Annotated in this window: 1 protein-coding gene; it reads left to right on the top strand. The window is 70.3% G+C overall.

Features of this window, described 5'->3' with window-relative positions:
- Positions 1–96 precede the first annotated feature (96 nt).
- Entirely contained in the window at positions 97–17,433 is a 17,337-nt protein-coding gene (locus CUJ90_RS10820; RefSeq protein ID WP_152035344.1) for a non-ribosomal peptide synthetase, read from the top strand.
- Positions 17,434–17,463: the final 30 nt, after the last annotated feature.

Raw genomic sequence — 17,463 nt, 5'->3', positions numbered from 1 at the left:
GCACAGCGCCTTCCTCCACCTGACTTCATCCACCAGATGCATCGAGCCCGCGCTTGCCGCGCGGGCGCCCGACACCCGGATCAGATCACGGACACCATGCAAGCCATTCATTTCGACACCGATTTTCTGCCTGCCCGCGTCGCGCGGTTTGCCATCGAACGGCCGAACGCCGTTGCGCTCGTCGACAGCACGGGGCCGCTCGCCTGGCGCGAACTGTGGGCATGGTCCGGCCGCCTCGCGGCGGCGCTCGCCGCCGAGGGCGTGCGGCCCGGCGATCACGTGGTGCTCGCGTTGCCGCGCTCCGCGGCGCTCGTCGCGACGATCCTCGCCGTTTGGCGGCTGCGCGCGTGTTACGTGCCGCTCGACCCGGCGTTGCCCGCCGCGCGGCTGCGCTGGCAGGCGGAGGACTGCGGGGCGCGTGTGGTCGTGATGGAGGGAGGGGTGGGCAGCGCGGTCGCGGACGCAGCGGCCAATGTGTGGAGCGGTGTGCGGGTCGACGCAGTGGCCAACGCGCGGAGTGGCGTGCGGGTCGACGCGGCGTCTAACGCGGAGAGCGGTGTAGCGGCCGATGCGGGGTCCAATGCTGAGAGCGGTGTAATAGCCGACGCCGCGTCCAATACAACAACCGAATCATCCACGCTCTGGCTCCCCCACGGCGTATCCACCCTCGATCCCTACGCGTCGCGCGCAGCGATAGATGCCGCCGACAACAACGACGGCATCCCTAACGCCGGCCCCACACCGCAACCCGACGACCGCATCTTCGCGTGGCCCGCCTATGTGATCTACACGTCCGGCTCGACCGGCAGACCCAAGGGCGTCGTCCTCAGCCACATGGCGCTCGCCGCGTATCTGCGCGGCGTATCCGAACGGCTGCCCGAAGGCGTCGCGAGCGCGGCGTATCTGTCGACGCCCGCCGCCGACCTCGGCCACACGTCGCTGTTCGGCGCGCTGTGGCACGGCTGGACGCTGCATCTGATCGACGCGCAGATCGCCGCCGACCCCGACGCATTCGCCGCCTACATGCACGACCACTCGGTCGATTTGCTGAAGATCGTGCCGAGCCATCTCGATGCGCTCTTGCAGTCGCAGTCGCCCGAACGGGTGCTGCCGCGCCGCTGCTTGCTGATGGGTGGCGAGCCCGCGCCGACGCGACTGGCCGAGCGTATCGCGGCGCTGCGGCCCGAGTGCCGGTTGATCAACCACTACGGCCCGACCGAGACGGCAGTCGGCGTGCTGACGCGCGCCGGCGCGCAAAGCCGCGCCGCGACGCTGCCGCTCGGCAAGCCGCTCGCGCATGTGGACGCGCGCATCGTCGACGCCGATGGCAACGCCGTGCCCAAGGGCGCGGCGGGCGAGTTGTGCATCGGCGGTCCGAGCGTCGCGTATGGCTATCTGAACCGGCCCTCGCTCACGGCCGAGCGCTTCGTGCCCGATCCCGACGGTCACGGCGCGCGGCTCTACCGGACGGGCGACAAGAGCCGCCGTCTGCCGGACGGCGAGTTCGCGTTCCTCGGCCGTCTCGATGACCAGGTGAAGATTCGCGGCTTTCGCGTCGAGCCGGAGGAAATCGCCGCGCGCCTGCGCGCCGAGCACGGCGTGCGCGACGCGGTGGTGATCGCGCATGCGGACGGCGAGGGCGCCGCGCTGCGCCTCGCCGCTTATCTGACGGCCGCCGAAGCGCTCGACGTGGACACGATCCGCGCGCATCTTGCCGCGGAATTGCCGGACTACATGGTGCCGTCGTCGTTGCAGGTGCTGGCCGCGCTGCCGCTCACGCCGAACGGCAAGATCGACCGCGCGGCGCTGCCCGCGCCGCGCCAGGACGAAGCGGCGCACGCGACGCGCGTCGAGCCGCGCGACGACACGGAGCGCACGCTCGCGGAAATCTGGAAGCGGGTGCTCAAGCGCGACGACATCGGCGTGACGGACAACTACTTCGAAATCGGCGGGGATTCGATCCTTAGCTTGCAGATCATCGCGAAAGCGCGCGGCGCGGGACTCAAGCTCACGCCGAAGCAGATGTTCGACTACCCGACGATCGAGGCGGCGGCGCGGGTCGCGGTGGCGGTGGCAGTTGCACCGGCGCGTGCGGGCGCGAGCGCGATTCAGCGAGCGACGAGCGCCAGCGCGGCGATGGCAGCGGCGACGACAGCGACAGCAGCAACGACGACAGCAGCGACAACAGCAACGGGAACAGCACCGGCATCAGCAGCGGCAACGCAAGCCGCCGACGACGATCAATGGTTCGCCCAAGCCCGTGTCTCGCGCGACACCGTCGAAGCAGTTTATCCAGCGACGCCGATGCAGCAGGGCCTGCTGTTTCACGGCATGCTCGACGGCGAGCCCGGCATGTACGTTTCGCAATTGCGCCTCACGATCGACGCGCTGCACGTCGAGACGATGCGCGCGTCGTGGGACGCGGTCATCGCGCGGCATCCGGTTTTGCGCACGCGCTTCGTGTGGCCGGCTGGCGGCGAGCCGTTGCAGATCGTCGAGCGGCAGGTGCGGATGCCGTTCGAGTCGCATGCGCGCATCGCCTCGGCGCAGGACGCACAGGATGCGCAGGACGCGCAGGACACGCACGACGAATATGCAGCGGCCTACGAAGCCGCGCGCGAAGCGCTCGTTGCGGGCGGCTTCGATGCAGGCGTCGCGCCGCTGATGCGCGTCGATGTTTTCGAGCGTCCCGATGGCGCGCACGATCTGCTGTGGACCCACCATCACGCGCTCACCGATGGGTGGAGCACCGCGCAGGTCGTGACCGAAGTGACGCGCGCGTATGCGGCGCTCGCGGCCGGCGGCATGCCCGAGACGACGCCGGGCGCGCGCTACGCGGATTACGTCCGCTGGCTGCGGCATCAACCCGACACGGGCGCGTTCTGGCGCGCACGCCTCGCAACGCTCGATCAGCCGGCGCGCCTCGCCGATGCGCTCGGCAACGCGTTCCGGCCGTCGTCCGCGAACGCTGCCGACAGCGGGCCGGCGCACGTGATGGTCCGCGAACTCGACGGCGCGTCGCACGCGCGGCTGCGGCACGCCGCGCAGCGCGCGCAAGTCACGCTGAACACGCTCGTGCAAGGCGCGTGGGCGCTCGTGCTCGCGCGTTTTTCCGGGCGCTCGCAGGTGGCGTTCGGCATGACGGTGTCGGGCCGGCCGGTCGATCTGCCCGACGCGGAAGCGATCGTCGGTCTGTTCATCAACAGCCTGCCGCTGTGGGTCGATGTTAAATCCGCCGCGACGGTGCGCGCGTGGCTCGCCGCGTTGCAGCGGCATAACGCCGAGTTGCGCGAGGTCGAGCACACGCCGCTCGCGAACTTGCAGCAATGGGCGAATTCGAGCGTCGACGCGCTGTTCGACAGTCTCATCGTGTTCGAGAACTATCCGCTCGACGATGCGCTGGGCGCGCTCGGCGGCGTGCCGCGCGTGCGCGCCGTCGAGGCTTATAACCGGAGTCACTTGCCGCTGATGCTGGTGGTCGCGCCGCGCCATGTGGGCGGCGGCGACAGGCTCAGGCTGGAGTGGCATCGGCATGCGGCGCGGGTGTCCGCGGATGGCGTGGCGTGCGTCGCCGACTATTTCGAGCGGACGCTGGATCGTCTCGCGAGGGCGCTGGTGGAAGCGGGCGATGCGGACGTGAGCTTGCGTGAGATTGCAGGCGACGACGCCGCGGAAGATGCGGCGACGGCCGTGGCGGCGTTTGCCTACGAGCCGGTGACGGCGCGCATCGCCGCGCAGGCGAGTGCGCGTCCTGACGCGATCGCGCTGGTCGATGGCGAGGAGCAGGTGACGTATGCGCAACTGGATGCGTGGTCGCGTGCGATCGCGCATGAACTGCGACGGCTCGGCGCGACGGCGGAAATGCGGGTCGGCGTCGCGATGCAGCGCTCGGCGGCGCTGGTTGCATCGCTCGTCGGCGTGCTGCGCGCGGGCGCGGCGTATGTGCCGCTCGATCCGTCGTATCCGGCGGAACGCCTTGAACATATCGTCGAGGATTCGCAGCTTGGTCTGATCGTGACGGATGCGGCAAGCGTCGCGCAGCATGCGGCGCTGTTCGGGTCGCGGACCACGCTGGATGCTGCTGCGTTGCGTGACACGGTGCCCGCCGCGGCGAACGATGCGGACGTGCAACAACCGCATCCGCAGCAGCTTGCCTACGTGATCTATACGTCCGGTTCGACGGGAACGCCGAAGGGCGTCGGCGTCACGCATGAGAACGTCGCGCGGCTGTTCGACGCGACGCAGTCGCGCTTTGCGTTCGGTACAAGCGACGTCTGGACGCTGTTCCACTCCTACGCATTCGATTTCTCGGTATGGGAAATCTTCGGCGCGCTGGTGCATGGCGCACGGCTCGTGATCGTGCCGCACTGGACCGCGCGCGAACCGTCGGCGTTCCATGCGCTATTGCGCGACGAACGCGTGACGGTGCTGAACCAGACACCCTCGGCGTTCGCGCAGCTCACGCAGGCCGATGGCGAGAACACGCTGCAATCGCTGCGTGCGGTGATCTTCGGCGGCGAACGGCTCGAGCCGGCGTCGCTTGCCCGATGGGCGGACGGCGCACGCCGCAGGGGCGTGTTGCCGGCGCTGGTGAACATGTACGGCATCACCGAAACGACGGTCCACGTGACGCATCGCGCACTCGATGAAGCCGCGCTGCGCGATGCGCGCAGCGTGATCGGCGCGCCGCTCGACGACCTCACGCTGCACGTGCTGGACGCGGACCTGAACCGCGTGCCGGCGGGCGCGGTGGGTGAGCTGTATGTCGGCGGCGCGGGTCTCGCGCGCGGGTATCTGGGACGCCCGGCTCTCACGGCGCAACGCTTCGTGCCGGACCCGTACGGCGCGCCGGGCGCGCGCCTGTACCGCTCGGGCGATCTCGCGCGACGGCTGAAGGACGGCGACCTCGAATACCTGGGCCGCAACGACGATCAGGTGAAGATCCGCGGTTTCCGCATCGAACTGGGCGAGATCCAGGCGGCGCTGCTGGGTCATCCCGAGGTGCGCGATGCGGCGGTGCTGGTGTCGGACAGTGAAACCGGCGACCGGCGGCTCGTGGCCTACGTGGTGCCGCGGGGCGAAGCGGATGCCGGCGACGCGGCCCGCTGGCAGAGCTGGCTCAGCGCCCGGCTGCCGGGTCACATGGTGCCGTCGTCGTATGTGGAACTCGCGCGTTTTCCGCTCACGCCGAACGGCAAGCTCGACCGTCGCGCGTTGCCCGCGCCTGAAGCCGTGGCCAATGCATCGGGCCGCGCGGCCTACGTTGCCCCGCGCGATGAAATCGAGACCCGGCTCGCGACGATCTGGCAAGACGTGCTCGGCGTCGAACGCGTCGGCGTACGCGATGATTTCTTCCTGCTGGGCGGTCATTCGCTGCTGGCGGTGCGGGTGATGTCAGCCGTGCGGACGGTTTTCGGCGACGCGCCGGGGCTGCGCGCGGTGTTCGAACATCCGCTGCTCGAAGACTTCGCGGGGTTGTTGCGTGGGGCGCAATCGGCTGCTGGTGGTGCGCGTGTGCCGGAGTCCGGCGTGTCTGTTGCTACTGCCGATTCCGCTGCCACTGTCGGTGCTGGCGACGCTAGTGGTGCTGCTGTTGGTGCGGGCACTGCCGCGGTTATCGCGAACGCTGACGCTGCTGTAGCTGCTGCGCCATCTGCACAAGCTGGACTAGCCGCCCAAGCCACGCGGGCTGCGCAAGTCGGACAAGCGGCGCAGGTTGCACAAGCCGGACAAGTCGCGCAGATTGCGCAAGGCACGCAAGGCACGCAAGCCACACAAGCCGAACCCATCCCCCTATCCGCGTCCCAGCAAAGCCTTTGGTTCCTGTGGAAGCTCGATCCCGAGAGCGCTGCGTACCACGTGAACGGTGCGCTGCGTTTCGACGGCCGACTCGACGTTAACGCTCTGCGCGCCGCATTCGCCGCGCTCGGCGATCGGCATCCGGCGCTGCGCATGCGTTTTGCCGAAGTCGCGGGCGTGCCCTATCAGCGCATCGAAGCCGCGAGTCGCAACGACATCCGCCTACTCGACCTGCCGCGCACAGAAACCACGACAGAAACCGCGACCGAAAACACGCCCGACGACGAAGCCCTCGCCGCATGTCTCGCCGCGCTCGTGGGCGCACCGTTCGACCTCACCGCCGAGCCGCCCGTGCGCGCGACGCTGATCCGCGTCGCCGCCGATCGCCACGTGCTGCATCTGGTGCTGCATCACATCATCAGCGACGACTGGTCGGTCGGCCTGCTGTTCGCGGACTTCTCGCGCCTGTATCGCGAATATTGCGCATCGGACCACGCCGCGTCGATCGACCATCTCACGCACGATGCGAATTTCGCCACCGCATCGGCGGCGGCTTATCGCGAACTGATCGCGGCGCGCGCCGCGCAACTGACGCCCGAGCGCGAGTCCGCGCAACTCGACTGGTGGCGCGCCGCGCTCGCCAGCGACAGCGACTCCGCCGCGACGCTCGCGCTGCCCTACGACCGCGCGCGTACCGGCACGCGCCGGGCACCGGGCGCGCGCCATCGCGCCCGCGTGCCGGCCGTCGCCGTGAACGCGCTGCGTGCGCTCGCGGGCGCGCGTCACGCGACGCTGTTCATGACGCTCCTCGCCGCCTTCGACGCGTTGCTCTACCGATACTCGGGGCAATCCGACATCCGCCTGGGCGTGCCGCTCGCGGGGCGCGATCTGCCGGGCGCCGCGGACGTCGCCGGTTTCTTCGTCAACACCGTCGTGATTCGCACTGCGCCGCACGGCGAAATGCGCGCGGCGCAACTGATCGACGACGTGCGTGAACGATTGCTGTGCGCCTACGCGAATCAGGACGTGCCGTTCGCGAGCGTCGTCAAGGCGGTGCAGCCCGAGCGCGATCCGACGCAGACGCCGCTGTTCCAGGTGCTCGTCAACCAGCAGCAGCGCCACGACCTCGGCGCATCGTTCGGAGAAGGGTTGAGCGTGACGGTGCAGGACGTCGACAACGGCGAGGCTCAATTCGACCTGATGCTGAACATCGCGGAGACGGCCGGCGACGCGCTCGATCTGACGCTCACCTACGCGACCGATGTCTTCGACGCGTCGACCATCGAACGGCTTGCCCGCAATTTCACGGGGCTGCTGGAGCAATGGAGCGCGGCGCCGGATGCGCGGATCGCGTCGTTCGAATTGCCCGAGATTCGCGATGAAGCGGTGCGGCGTTTGCCTGCCGCGTTTGCCTATGAGCCGGTGACGGCGCGCATCGCCGCGCAGGCGAGTGCGCGTCCTGACGCGATCGCGCTGGTCGATGGCGAGGAGCAGGTGACGTATGCGCAACTGGATGCGTGGTCGCGTGCGATCGCGCATGAACTGCGACGGCTCGGCGCGACGGCGGAAATGCGGGTCGGCGTCGCGATGCAGCGCTCGGCGGCGCTGGTTGCATCGCTCGTCGGCGTGCTGCGCGCGGGCGCGGCGTATGTGCCGCTCGATCCGTCGTATCCGGCGGAACGCCTTGAACATATCGTCGAGGATTCGCAGCTTGGTCTGATCGTGACGGATGCGGCAAGCGTCGCGCAGCATGCGGCGCTGTTCGGGTCGCGGACCACGCTGGATGCTGCTGCGTTGCGTGACACGGTGCCCGCCGCGGCGAACGATGCGGACGTGCAACAACCGCATCCGCAGCAGCTTGCCTACGTGATCTATACGTCCGGTTCGACGGGAACGCCGAAGGGCGTCGGCGTCACGCATGAGAACGTCGCGCGGCTGTTCGACGCGACGCAGTCGCGCTTTGCGTTCGGTACAAGCGACGTCTGGACGCTGTTCCACTCCTACGCATTCGATTTCTCGGTATGGGAAATCTTCGGCGCGCTGGTGCATGGCGCACGGCTCGTGATCGTGCCGCACTGGACCGCGCGCGAACCGTCGGCGTTCCATGCGCTATTGCGCGACGAACGCGTGACGGTGCTGAACCAGACACCCTCGGCGTTCGCGCAGCTCACGCAGGCCGATGGCGAGAACACGCTGCAATCGCTGCGTGCGGTGATCTTCGGCGGCGAACGGCTCGAGCCGGCGTCGCTTGCCCGATGGGCGGACGGCGCACGCCGCAGGGGCGTGTTGCCGGCGCTGGTGAACATGTACGGCATCACCGAAACGACGGTCCACGTGACGCATCGCGCACTCGATGAAGCCGCGCTGCGCGATGCGCGCAGCGTGATCGGCGCGCCGCTCGACGACCTCACGCTGCACGTGCTGGACGCGGACCTGAACCGCGTGCCGGCGGGCGCGGTGGGTGAGCTGTATGTCGGCGGCGCGGGTCTCGCGCGCGGGTATCTGGGACGCCCGGCTCTCACGGCGCAACGCTTCGTGCCGGACCCGTACGGCGCGCCGGGCGCGCGCCTGTACCGCTCGGGCGATCTCGCGCGACGGCTGAAGGACGGCGACCTCGAATACCTGGGCCGCAACGACGATCAGGTGAAGATCCGCGGTTTCCGCATCGAACTGGGCGAGATCCAGGCGGCGCTGCTGGGTCATCCCGAGGTGCGCGATGCGGCGGTGCTGGTGTCGGACAGTGAAACCGGCGACCGGCGGCTCGTGGCCTACGTGGTGCCGCGGGGCGAAGCGGATGCCGGCGACGCGGCCCGCTGGCAGAGCTGGCTCAGCGCCCGGCTGCCGGGTCACATGGTGCCGTCGTCGTATGTGGAACTCGCGCGTTTTCCGCTCACGCCGAACGGCAAGCTCGACCGTCGCGCGTTGCCCGCGCCTGAAGCCGTGGCGAAGGCCACGCTGGCCGTCGCGCCGTCGACGCCCGCCGGGGCCACGTTGCTCGCTGTGTGGCGCGCCGTGCTGCGACGTGACGACATCGGCGTGACCGACAACTTCTTCGTGATCGGCGGCGACTCGATCCTGAGTCTGCAAATCGTCTCGAAGGCGCGCGATGCCGGCCTGCACGTCACGCCGCGCATGGTGTTCGAAGCGCCGACCGTGCAGCAGCTCGCGCGCGCGGCGCGACCGGTGTCGACCTCGACCTCGACATCGTCCGCCGTGACGAAACCGCTAACGGAGACGAGCGGCCCCGCATCGTCGGATCTGTGGCGCGCGCTCGGTCTCACGCCCGAGCATATCGAGGACGTTTATCCCGCGACGCCGCTGCAAGGCGGCCTGCTCTATCACACGCTCGCCGAACCGGGGCAGGGCGCGTATCTCAACCAGATGCGCGCGACGCTGTCCGGTTCGCTCGACGTCGCCGCGATGAAAGCCGCCTGGCAGGCCGCGCTCGAACGTCACGCGATTCTGCGCACGGGGTTCGCGTGGCAGCACGGCGGCGCGGTGATGCAGATCGTCCATCGCAAGATCGCGTTGCCGTTCCAGACACACGACTGGTCCGCCGCGCCCGATTACGACGCCCGTCTCGCCGACTGGCGTGCGCGCGATCTCGCCGACGGCATCGCGCCCGACGCCGCGCCGCTGATGCGCATCGCGCTTTTCATTCGCGATGCGCGGACGGCCGACCTCGTGTGGACGCACCACCATCTTTTGCTCGACGGCTGGAGCGTGTCGCTGCTGTTCGCCGAGATTCTGCGCGACTACCGGGCGCGCACGAGCGGCGCGGCCGCGACGTTCGAAGCGGCGCCGCCGTATCGCGGTTACGTCGACTGGATTCGCGAGGCGGCTGACGATCCCGCGACGCAAGCATGGTGGCGCGCGTGGGCCGCGCGCGTCGACGATCCGGCGACGCTGACCGCGAGCCTCGGCGCACCGCGCGCGGCCGAGCCCGGCGCGCATGCGCGCCGCCGCGCGCTCGACGACACGCTCGTCGCGCGCTTGCAGGCGACGGCGCGTCGTCACGAGATCACGCTCAATACGCTGATGCAGGGCGCGTGGGCCGTGCTGCTCGCGCGCTATGGACATCGGCGCGGCGTCGCCTACGGCACGACGGTCGCGGGACGGCCGGCGCATCTGCCGGGCGTCGAGCGGATGCTGGGGCTGTTCATCAATACGCTGCCGGTGTGTGTCGACGTGGACGCGAGCGCGGACCTCGGCGCATGGCTGCGCAAGCTGCAAGGCGAGCTGACCGAACTGCGGCAGTACGAGCACACGCCGCTCGCGCGCGTGCAGCAGTGGACCGGGCGCAGCGGCGACGCGCTGTTCGACAGCATCGTCGTGTTCGAAAACTATCCCGTCGAAGCCGCGCGTGATGGCGATGCGAGTCTGAAGGTCGAGGCGATCGACTCGGTGGACCCGACGCATTACCCGCTCGCGCTCGCGATCATTCCGCGCAGGCAGACGGTTGCGCTCGAATGGGCGTGGGACGGCGAGCGGATCGATCGCGAGACGGTGGAGCGGATCGCGTCGCAGTATGAAGCGGTGCTCGCGCAGATGGCGGAGGGTGTCGAGCGGCGGGTTGGGGCGTTGACGTTGCCGGCGAGGTGTCCTGAGGTGACGTTGCGGCGGTATCCGTTCGAGTCGCTCGGCGCGGCGCTGGCGGCGCAGGCGCGGCGCACGCCGGAGGCGGTGGCGCTGCGCTGCGAGGACGCGTCGCTGACCTATGCGCAACTGGATGCGTGGTCGGCGGCGCTCGCCGCGAAGCTGGTCGCGCGCGGGGCGGGCGCGGAGCGGCGCGTGGGCTTGTGCGTGACGCGCGGGCCGGCGCTGGTCGCGGCGCTCCTGGGCGTCATCCGCTCGGGCGGGGCGTTCGTGCCGCTGGATCCGGGGTATCCGGTGGCGCGTCTGGTGCAGATGATCGGGGATGCGGGCATCAAGGAGGTGGTGGCGGATCGGGCGAGTGCGGAGCAGGTTGGGGAGGTGCTCGCGGGGTGTGAGGTGGTTGAGGTGGGTTCGGTGCCGCTGGCTGTCACGGAGGGAGTCAGGCAGGGCGAGGTGGCACACCACAACAACCTCACCGCCCACATCGACGCCCCGTTGCACCCGGACCAGCTCGCCTACGTGCTGTACACCTCCGGCTCGACGGGTCGCCCGAAAGGCGTGGGCGTGAGCCACGGCGCGCTGTGGACCCATCTTCAGGACTTCCTCGCGACCTACGCCATCGACGGCCACGACACGGTGCTGCACTCGTCGACGATCAGCTTCGACGTCGCGCTGCACGAGACGCTGCCGGCGCTGCTGCGCGGCGCGACGGTGGAGATGCGCGGCGTGCAGCCGTGGGACCTGCAGAGCCTGAGCGAGCGCCTCGTGAACCGGCGCGTGACGTTCGCGCGCATTCCGACCGCGCTGTGGCAGCAGTGGCAGCATCATGCGCCGCCGCGCGCGCGGCTCGCGCTGCGTCAGGTGACGGTGGGCGGCGAGGCGCTGCCGGGCGACGCGCTCGCGCGCTGGCGCGCGGGGCCGCTCGCCGACATCCGGCTGGACAACCTGTACGGGCCGACCGAGACGACGGTGGCGGCGCTGTACCGTCGCACGCAGGCCGATGACGCACGGCAGGTGACGGTGCCGATCGGCCATCCGTATCCGGGGCGCACCGCGCGCGTGCTCGACGCGTTCGGCGACGAGGCGCCGGTGGGCGGGCTGGGCGAGCTGTGCATCGGCGGGCCGACGGTGGCGCGCGGGTATCTGGGGCGACCGGGGCTGACGGCGGAGCGGTTCGTGCCGGACCCGTCCGGTGCGCCGGGGGCGCGGATGTACCGCAGCGGCGACCTGTGCCGCATGCGCGGGGACGGCACGGTGGAGTTTCTCGGCCGGCTGGACCAGCAGGTGAAGCTGCGCGGCCAGCGCATCGAACTGGGCGAGATCGAGGCGGTGCTGCGGCAGTGCGGGGGCGTGCGCGAGGCGGCGGTGATCGTGGTGGGCGAGGGGCAGAAGCAGCGGCTCGCGGCGTATGTGGCGGGGGAGGCGGCGGGGGATGTGTCGGGTAGTGCCTCGCAGGGCGCGGCGCCAACCACGCTCGACGCCGCGCATCTGCAGCGCGAACTGGAGCAGAAGCTGCCGGGCTACATGGTGCCGTCGTCGGTGACGGTGCTCGCGCGGCTGCCGTGGATGCCCAACGGCAAGCTCGACCGCGCGTCGCTGCCGGCGCCGCAGGCGGGCGCGCGCGAACGGGTGGCGGCGTCGGGCGAGGTGGAGTCGGCATTGCTGTCGATCTGGACGGCGGTGCTCGGGCGCGACGATCTGGGCGTGACGGACAACTTCTTCGAGGCGGGAGGCGACTCGATCCAGAGCCTGCAGATCATCGCGCGGGCGCGCGAGGCGGGGTGGCGGCTGACGCCGAGGCAGGTGTTCGAGCATCCGACGGTGGCGGGCCTGGCGCAGCGCGCGCAGCGGCTCGAAGCGGGCGGCGCGCAGGAGGTCGATGATGGCGCGGCGCTGGCACTGACGCCGATCCAGCGGCTGTTCTTCGAGCGCTATCCGCAGGGCGAATCACACTGGAACCAGGCGGTGCTGCTGAAGGTGCGCGGGCGTCTGGAACCCGCGGCGCTGGAGCGCGCGGCGCGGGCGCTGGAGGCGCGGCACGACGCGTTGCGGCTGCGGTTCGTGAAGGAGGCTGGGGGATGGAAGCAGGTGGCGGTGAAGGCGGCAGGGGCGGTTGGAGTGGCTGACGCGGCACACGTGACGCAAGCATTGGCGGGCTCGCACGCAACGCAGCCAACGCACGCAACGCAGCCAACGCAGGCAACACAGGCAACACAGGCAACACAGGCAACACAGGCAACACAGGCAACACAGGCAACACAGGCAACACAGGCAACACAGGCAACACAGGCAACACAGCCAGCCATCGTCCACCACGAACACCTGTCCTCACTGTCAGCGCTCACCGCGGCCTGCGAGCGTCTCCAGTCGAGCCTCGACATCGGGCGCGGCCCGCTATGGCGCATCGGCCACTTCGAGACCCCGGACGAAACGCGCCTGCTGATCGCGATCCACCATCTGTCGGTGGACGGCGTCTCCTGGCGCGTGCTGCTCGAGGAACTGCAAACCGCCTACGCCCAGGCTGAGCAAGACGAGCCCATCGCACTGCCACCGCCGTCGATGTCCTGGCGCGCCTGGGTGCGCGCGCTTCACCGGTATGCCGCCTCCGACGCGGTCCAGTCGGAAGCCCACTGGTGGCAGCAAGCCCTCAGCGTGCTCGACACCGCCCCGGCACTCCCGCTGCGCCCCGCCGCGGGCACGCGCGTCGTCGAAAGCGCAACGATCGACTGGACGCTCGACGCCGGCCGCACGCGCGACCTGCTGCAGAACGCGTCGCGCGCCTATCGCACGCGCGTCGACGAGTTGCTGCTCGCCGCGCTCGCGCAGGCGCTCGGCGCATGGAGCGGCGCAAGGGAAATCGCCGTCGAACTCGAAGGCCACGGCCGCGAGGACGTGATCGACGGCGCGGACCTGAGCCGCACGGTCGGCTGGTTCACGACGCGCTTCCCGGTCGCGCTGCCCGCCGCATCGGCCGCGCCGGGCGATGCGCTCATCGCCGTGAAGGAGCGCATCCGCGCGGTGCCGAACAAGGGTCTGCACTGGGGCCTGCTCGACGCGAGCCGCGCGCGGCCACGCCCGGCCGTCAGCTTCAACTATCTCGGACGCTTCGATCAGTCGTTCGATCCGGCCTCGCGCTTCGCCTTCAGTTCCGAGGATGCGGGCAGCAGCCACGGAGCGGGCGCGCGCCTCGACTATGCGCTCGACCTGAACGGCATCGTCACGGGCGAAACCTTGCTGCTGCGCTGGCGCTTCGACCCGGCGCGAATCGACCGCGAGAGCGTCGAGCGCATCGTCGCCGCGTTCGACCAGCAGGTCGACGCGCTGGTCGCGCACTGCGTGGCCGCGCCGCCGGGCGCGACCGCGTCGGACTTCCCGTTGTCCGGGCTCGATCAGGCGCGCTTGCGCGCGCTCGGCTTGCCGCTTGGCGGAGTCGCCGACATCTATCCGGCCACGCCCTTGCAACAGGGCCTGCTGTATCACAGCGAGTTGCAGCAAGGCGAAGGCGTCTATGTGAACCAACTGCAACTGACGCTCGACGGCCGCCTCGACGACACGGCGTTGCGCGCCGCCTGGCAGGCCGCCATCGCGCGGCACGACATGTTGCGCACGCGCTTCGAGTGGCGTCATGGCGAAGCGGCCTTGCAGATCGTCCAGCGCGAAGCCGTGCTGCCGTTCGCGGTGCACGACTGGCGCGATGCGCCGGACTACGATGCGCGCCTCGCCGCCTGGCGTTCGGCCGACCTCGCCGCCGGCATCGATGCGTCGCGCGCGCCGCTGATGCGCGTGAACGTATTCCGCCGTCCCGACGGCCGCTTCGATCTCGTGCGCACGCATCATCACGTGCTGACGGACGGCTGGAGCGGCGCGCGGCTCCTCGCCGAAGTGTTCGACGACTACGAGCGCGCGCTCGGCCTAACTCGCCGCGCCGCGGCGCTCGCCGCGGCGGGCGTGCCGCCGCCGTACCGGCGCTACGTCGAATGGCTCGCGGCGCAGCCCGATCCGCGCGACTGGTGGCGCGAGCGGCTCGCCGCCGCCGACGATGCGGGCACGCTCACCGCGAGCCTCGCCGCGCCGCACGACGCAGCCGCGAATGTGCCGCGCAAGCTCGCGGTCGAGCTCGACGCGCCGCTCGACGCCCGCGTGCGCCGCGCCGCGCAACGTCATCGCGTGACGCTCAACACGTTGATGCAGGGCGCGTGGGCCGTGCTGCTCGCGCGACTGAGCGGCAAGCGCTCGGTGGCGTTCGGCGTCACCGTGTCGGGGCGGCCCACGTCGCTGGCCGGATCGGAGGACATGTTCGGCCTTTTCATCAACAGCCTGCCGGTGTTCGCGGCCGTGCCCGGCGACATGACGGTATCGGCCTGGCTCGACGAATTGCAGGCGTACAACCTGCACATGCGCGAAGTCGAGCACACGCCGCTGTCGTCGTTGCAGCAGTGGGCGGGACGCAGCGGCGATGCGCTGTTCGACAGTCTGATCGTGTTCGAGAACTATCCGGTCGCGGCTCGCGCGGCATCCACGGAGGCTGACGCGTTGCGCGTCGATCGCGTGGATTCGTTCGAGCGCACGCACTATCCGCTGACGCTGACGATTCTGCCGGCGACGCGCATCGAACTGCAATGGAACTGGGACAGCCGACGCCTCGCGCGCGCGCAGGTCGAGCAATTGCAGCGGCAATACCTGGCGCTGCTCGATCAACTGGCCGACGACGGCGAGCGTGCGCCGCGCTTTGTCGGGGAACTCGCGGCGCGGCGCGGTGCGGCGCACGCGGAGCCGTTGCCAGTGTCCTTGACGTTGTCCTTGCATGACACCTTGACTGCGCCTTTGGACGAGCCCTTGACCGAGCCTTTGGCCGAGCCTTTGACCGGGCCTTTGACCGAGCGCGTGACCGAGCGCGTGACCGAGCCTTTGGGCGAACCCTTGACCGAACCCTTGACCGGGCCCGTGTTGCGCGCGTGTCACGAGCGCTTTGCAGCAGAGGCCGCGCGCGCGCCGCAACGCATCGCGGTCCGGCAAAACGGTGAAGCCTTCGATTACGCGACGCTCGCGCGCTGGTCCGCCGTGATCGACGCACGGTTGCGCGCGAGCGGCGTCGCGCGCGAGGAGCGCGTGGCGGTCTGCATGCGCCGCTCGCCGGCACTGATCGCGAGCATGCTCGGCGTGTGGCGCAGCGGCGCGGCGTATGTGCCGCTCGATCCGTCGTTCCCGGCCGAACGCCTGCGCGACATGCTGGACGACGCGGGCATCACGCGGGTCATCGCCGATGCGGAGGGTCGCGCGCGACTCGGCAACTGGCTGGACGGCCGTATCGCGATCGACGCAAGGCTCGACGCCACAGGCGACGTTGGAGGTGACGCGCGGCTCGACGCTACAGGCGACGTCGGACGCGACGCGCGACCCGACGCCACGCGTGATGTCGAACGTGACGTGCGGCTCGCCACCACAAACGACGTCGGACGCAACGCGCGACTCGACGCCACGCGTGACGTCGAACGTGACGTGCGGCTCGCCACCACAAACGACGTCGGACGCGACGCGCGACCCGACGCCACGCGCGACGTCGGACGCGACGCGCGGCTCGCCGCCACACGCGATGCCGCCGACGCCAGCGACGCACCAGCAATCCTGCCGCCCGCGTTGCCGTGCAGCGACGCGCAACTCGCCTACGTGATCTACACCTCCGGCTCGACCGGCCGGCCGAAGGGCGTCGCGGTCTCGCACGGTGCGCTCGCGCGGCTGCTCGCAAGCGTGGGCATCGCGCCGGGACTGCATCGCGATGACGTGCTGTTGTCGGTCACGACGCCGTCGTTCGACATCTCGCTGCTCGAGTTCTGTCTGCCGCTCACGCAGGGCGCTTGCGTCGAGATGGCCGATGCGTCGACGGTCGCGGACGGCGCCGCGCTGGCGCGTCTGATCGACGACAGCGGCGCGAGCTTCATGCAGGCCACGCCGAGCGGCTGGCGTCTGCTGATCGAATCGGGCTGGCAAGGTCCGTCGCGCGGACGGCTCGTCGGCATCGCGGGCGGCGAGCCGTTGCCTGCGGACCTGGCGACGCAACTCGCGCAACGCGGCGTCGATTTGTGGAACCTGTACGGCCCGACCGAGACGACGATCTGGTCGAGCTGCGCGCGCGTGGCCGAGGGCGGCCCTGTCACCGTGGGCCGCGCATTGCATGCGAACGCGCTGCGCATCGTCGACGCGAGCGGGCAGTTGACGCCGCAAGGCGGCGTCGGCGAGTTGTGCATCGGCGGCGACAACCTCGCGCGCGGTTATCTCGGCCGCGCCGGCCTCACCGCCGAGCGCTTCGTGCCGGATCCGTACGGGCCGCCCGGCGCGCGGATGTACCGCACCGGCGACCTGTGCCGCGAGCGGCCCGACGGCGAATTCGAATGCCTCGGCCGGATCGACCAGCAGGTGAAGCTGCGCGGCTACCGGATCGAACTCGGCGAAATCGAGGCGGCGCTGCGCGCCTGCGACGGCGTGCTCGACGCGGCCGTCGCGCTCGTGCCCGGCGCGGGCGATGCCGAGGCGCGGCTCGTGGCGTATGTGGTCGGCGCGTCGCGTGCGGTGCCGGCCGGCTGGCGGCAGACGCTCGCCGCGCGCCTGCCCGGCTACATGATTCCGGCGGCGCTTTATGAGCTTGAGGCGTTGCCGCGCACCGCGAACGGCAAGCTGGACCGCAACGCGCTCGCGCGCTTCGAGGCGGCGCCGGAAAGCGACGCGGCGTGGGTCGAGCCGTCGGGCGAGACCGAAACGTTGATCGCGCGGCTGTTCGGCGACGTGCTCGGACTCGCGCGGGTCGGCGCGAACGATGACTTCTTCGCGCTCGGCGGACATTCGCTAGCGGCGGTGCGGTTGATCGCGCGGCTGTCGGAGCGGCTTGGCCGGAAGGTCGCGCTCGGCGCGCTGTTCGATAGCCCGACGCCGGCGCTGCTGGCCGCGCTGCTTACGTCCGGCGCGGATGGCGACGCGTCGCCGCGCGCGGCCGCGAACGATGAACTGCAAGCGCTCGATGGCTTGTTCGATGCGCTGGATTGAACCGCACGCCTATGCTTACCTATGCAAATC

Origin of the sequence: Paraburkholderia terricola (assembly GCF_003330825.1) — a bacterium.
GTDB lineage: Bacteria > Pseudomonadota > Gammaproteobacteria > Burkholderiales > Burkholderiaceae > Paraburkholderia > Paraburkholderia terricola.
The sequence above is the reverse complement of the archived record's forward strand: the minus strand, read 5'-3'. Positions and strand labels throughout refer to the sequence as shown.

Bases quoted from the DNA above. Each gene is read 5' to 3' on its own strand.
- CUJ90_RS10820 (WP_152035344.1), top strand. From the start codon at position 97: ATGCAAGCCATTCATTTCGACACCGATTTTCTGCCTGCCCGCGTCGCG.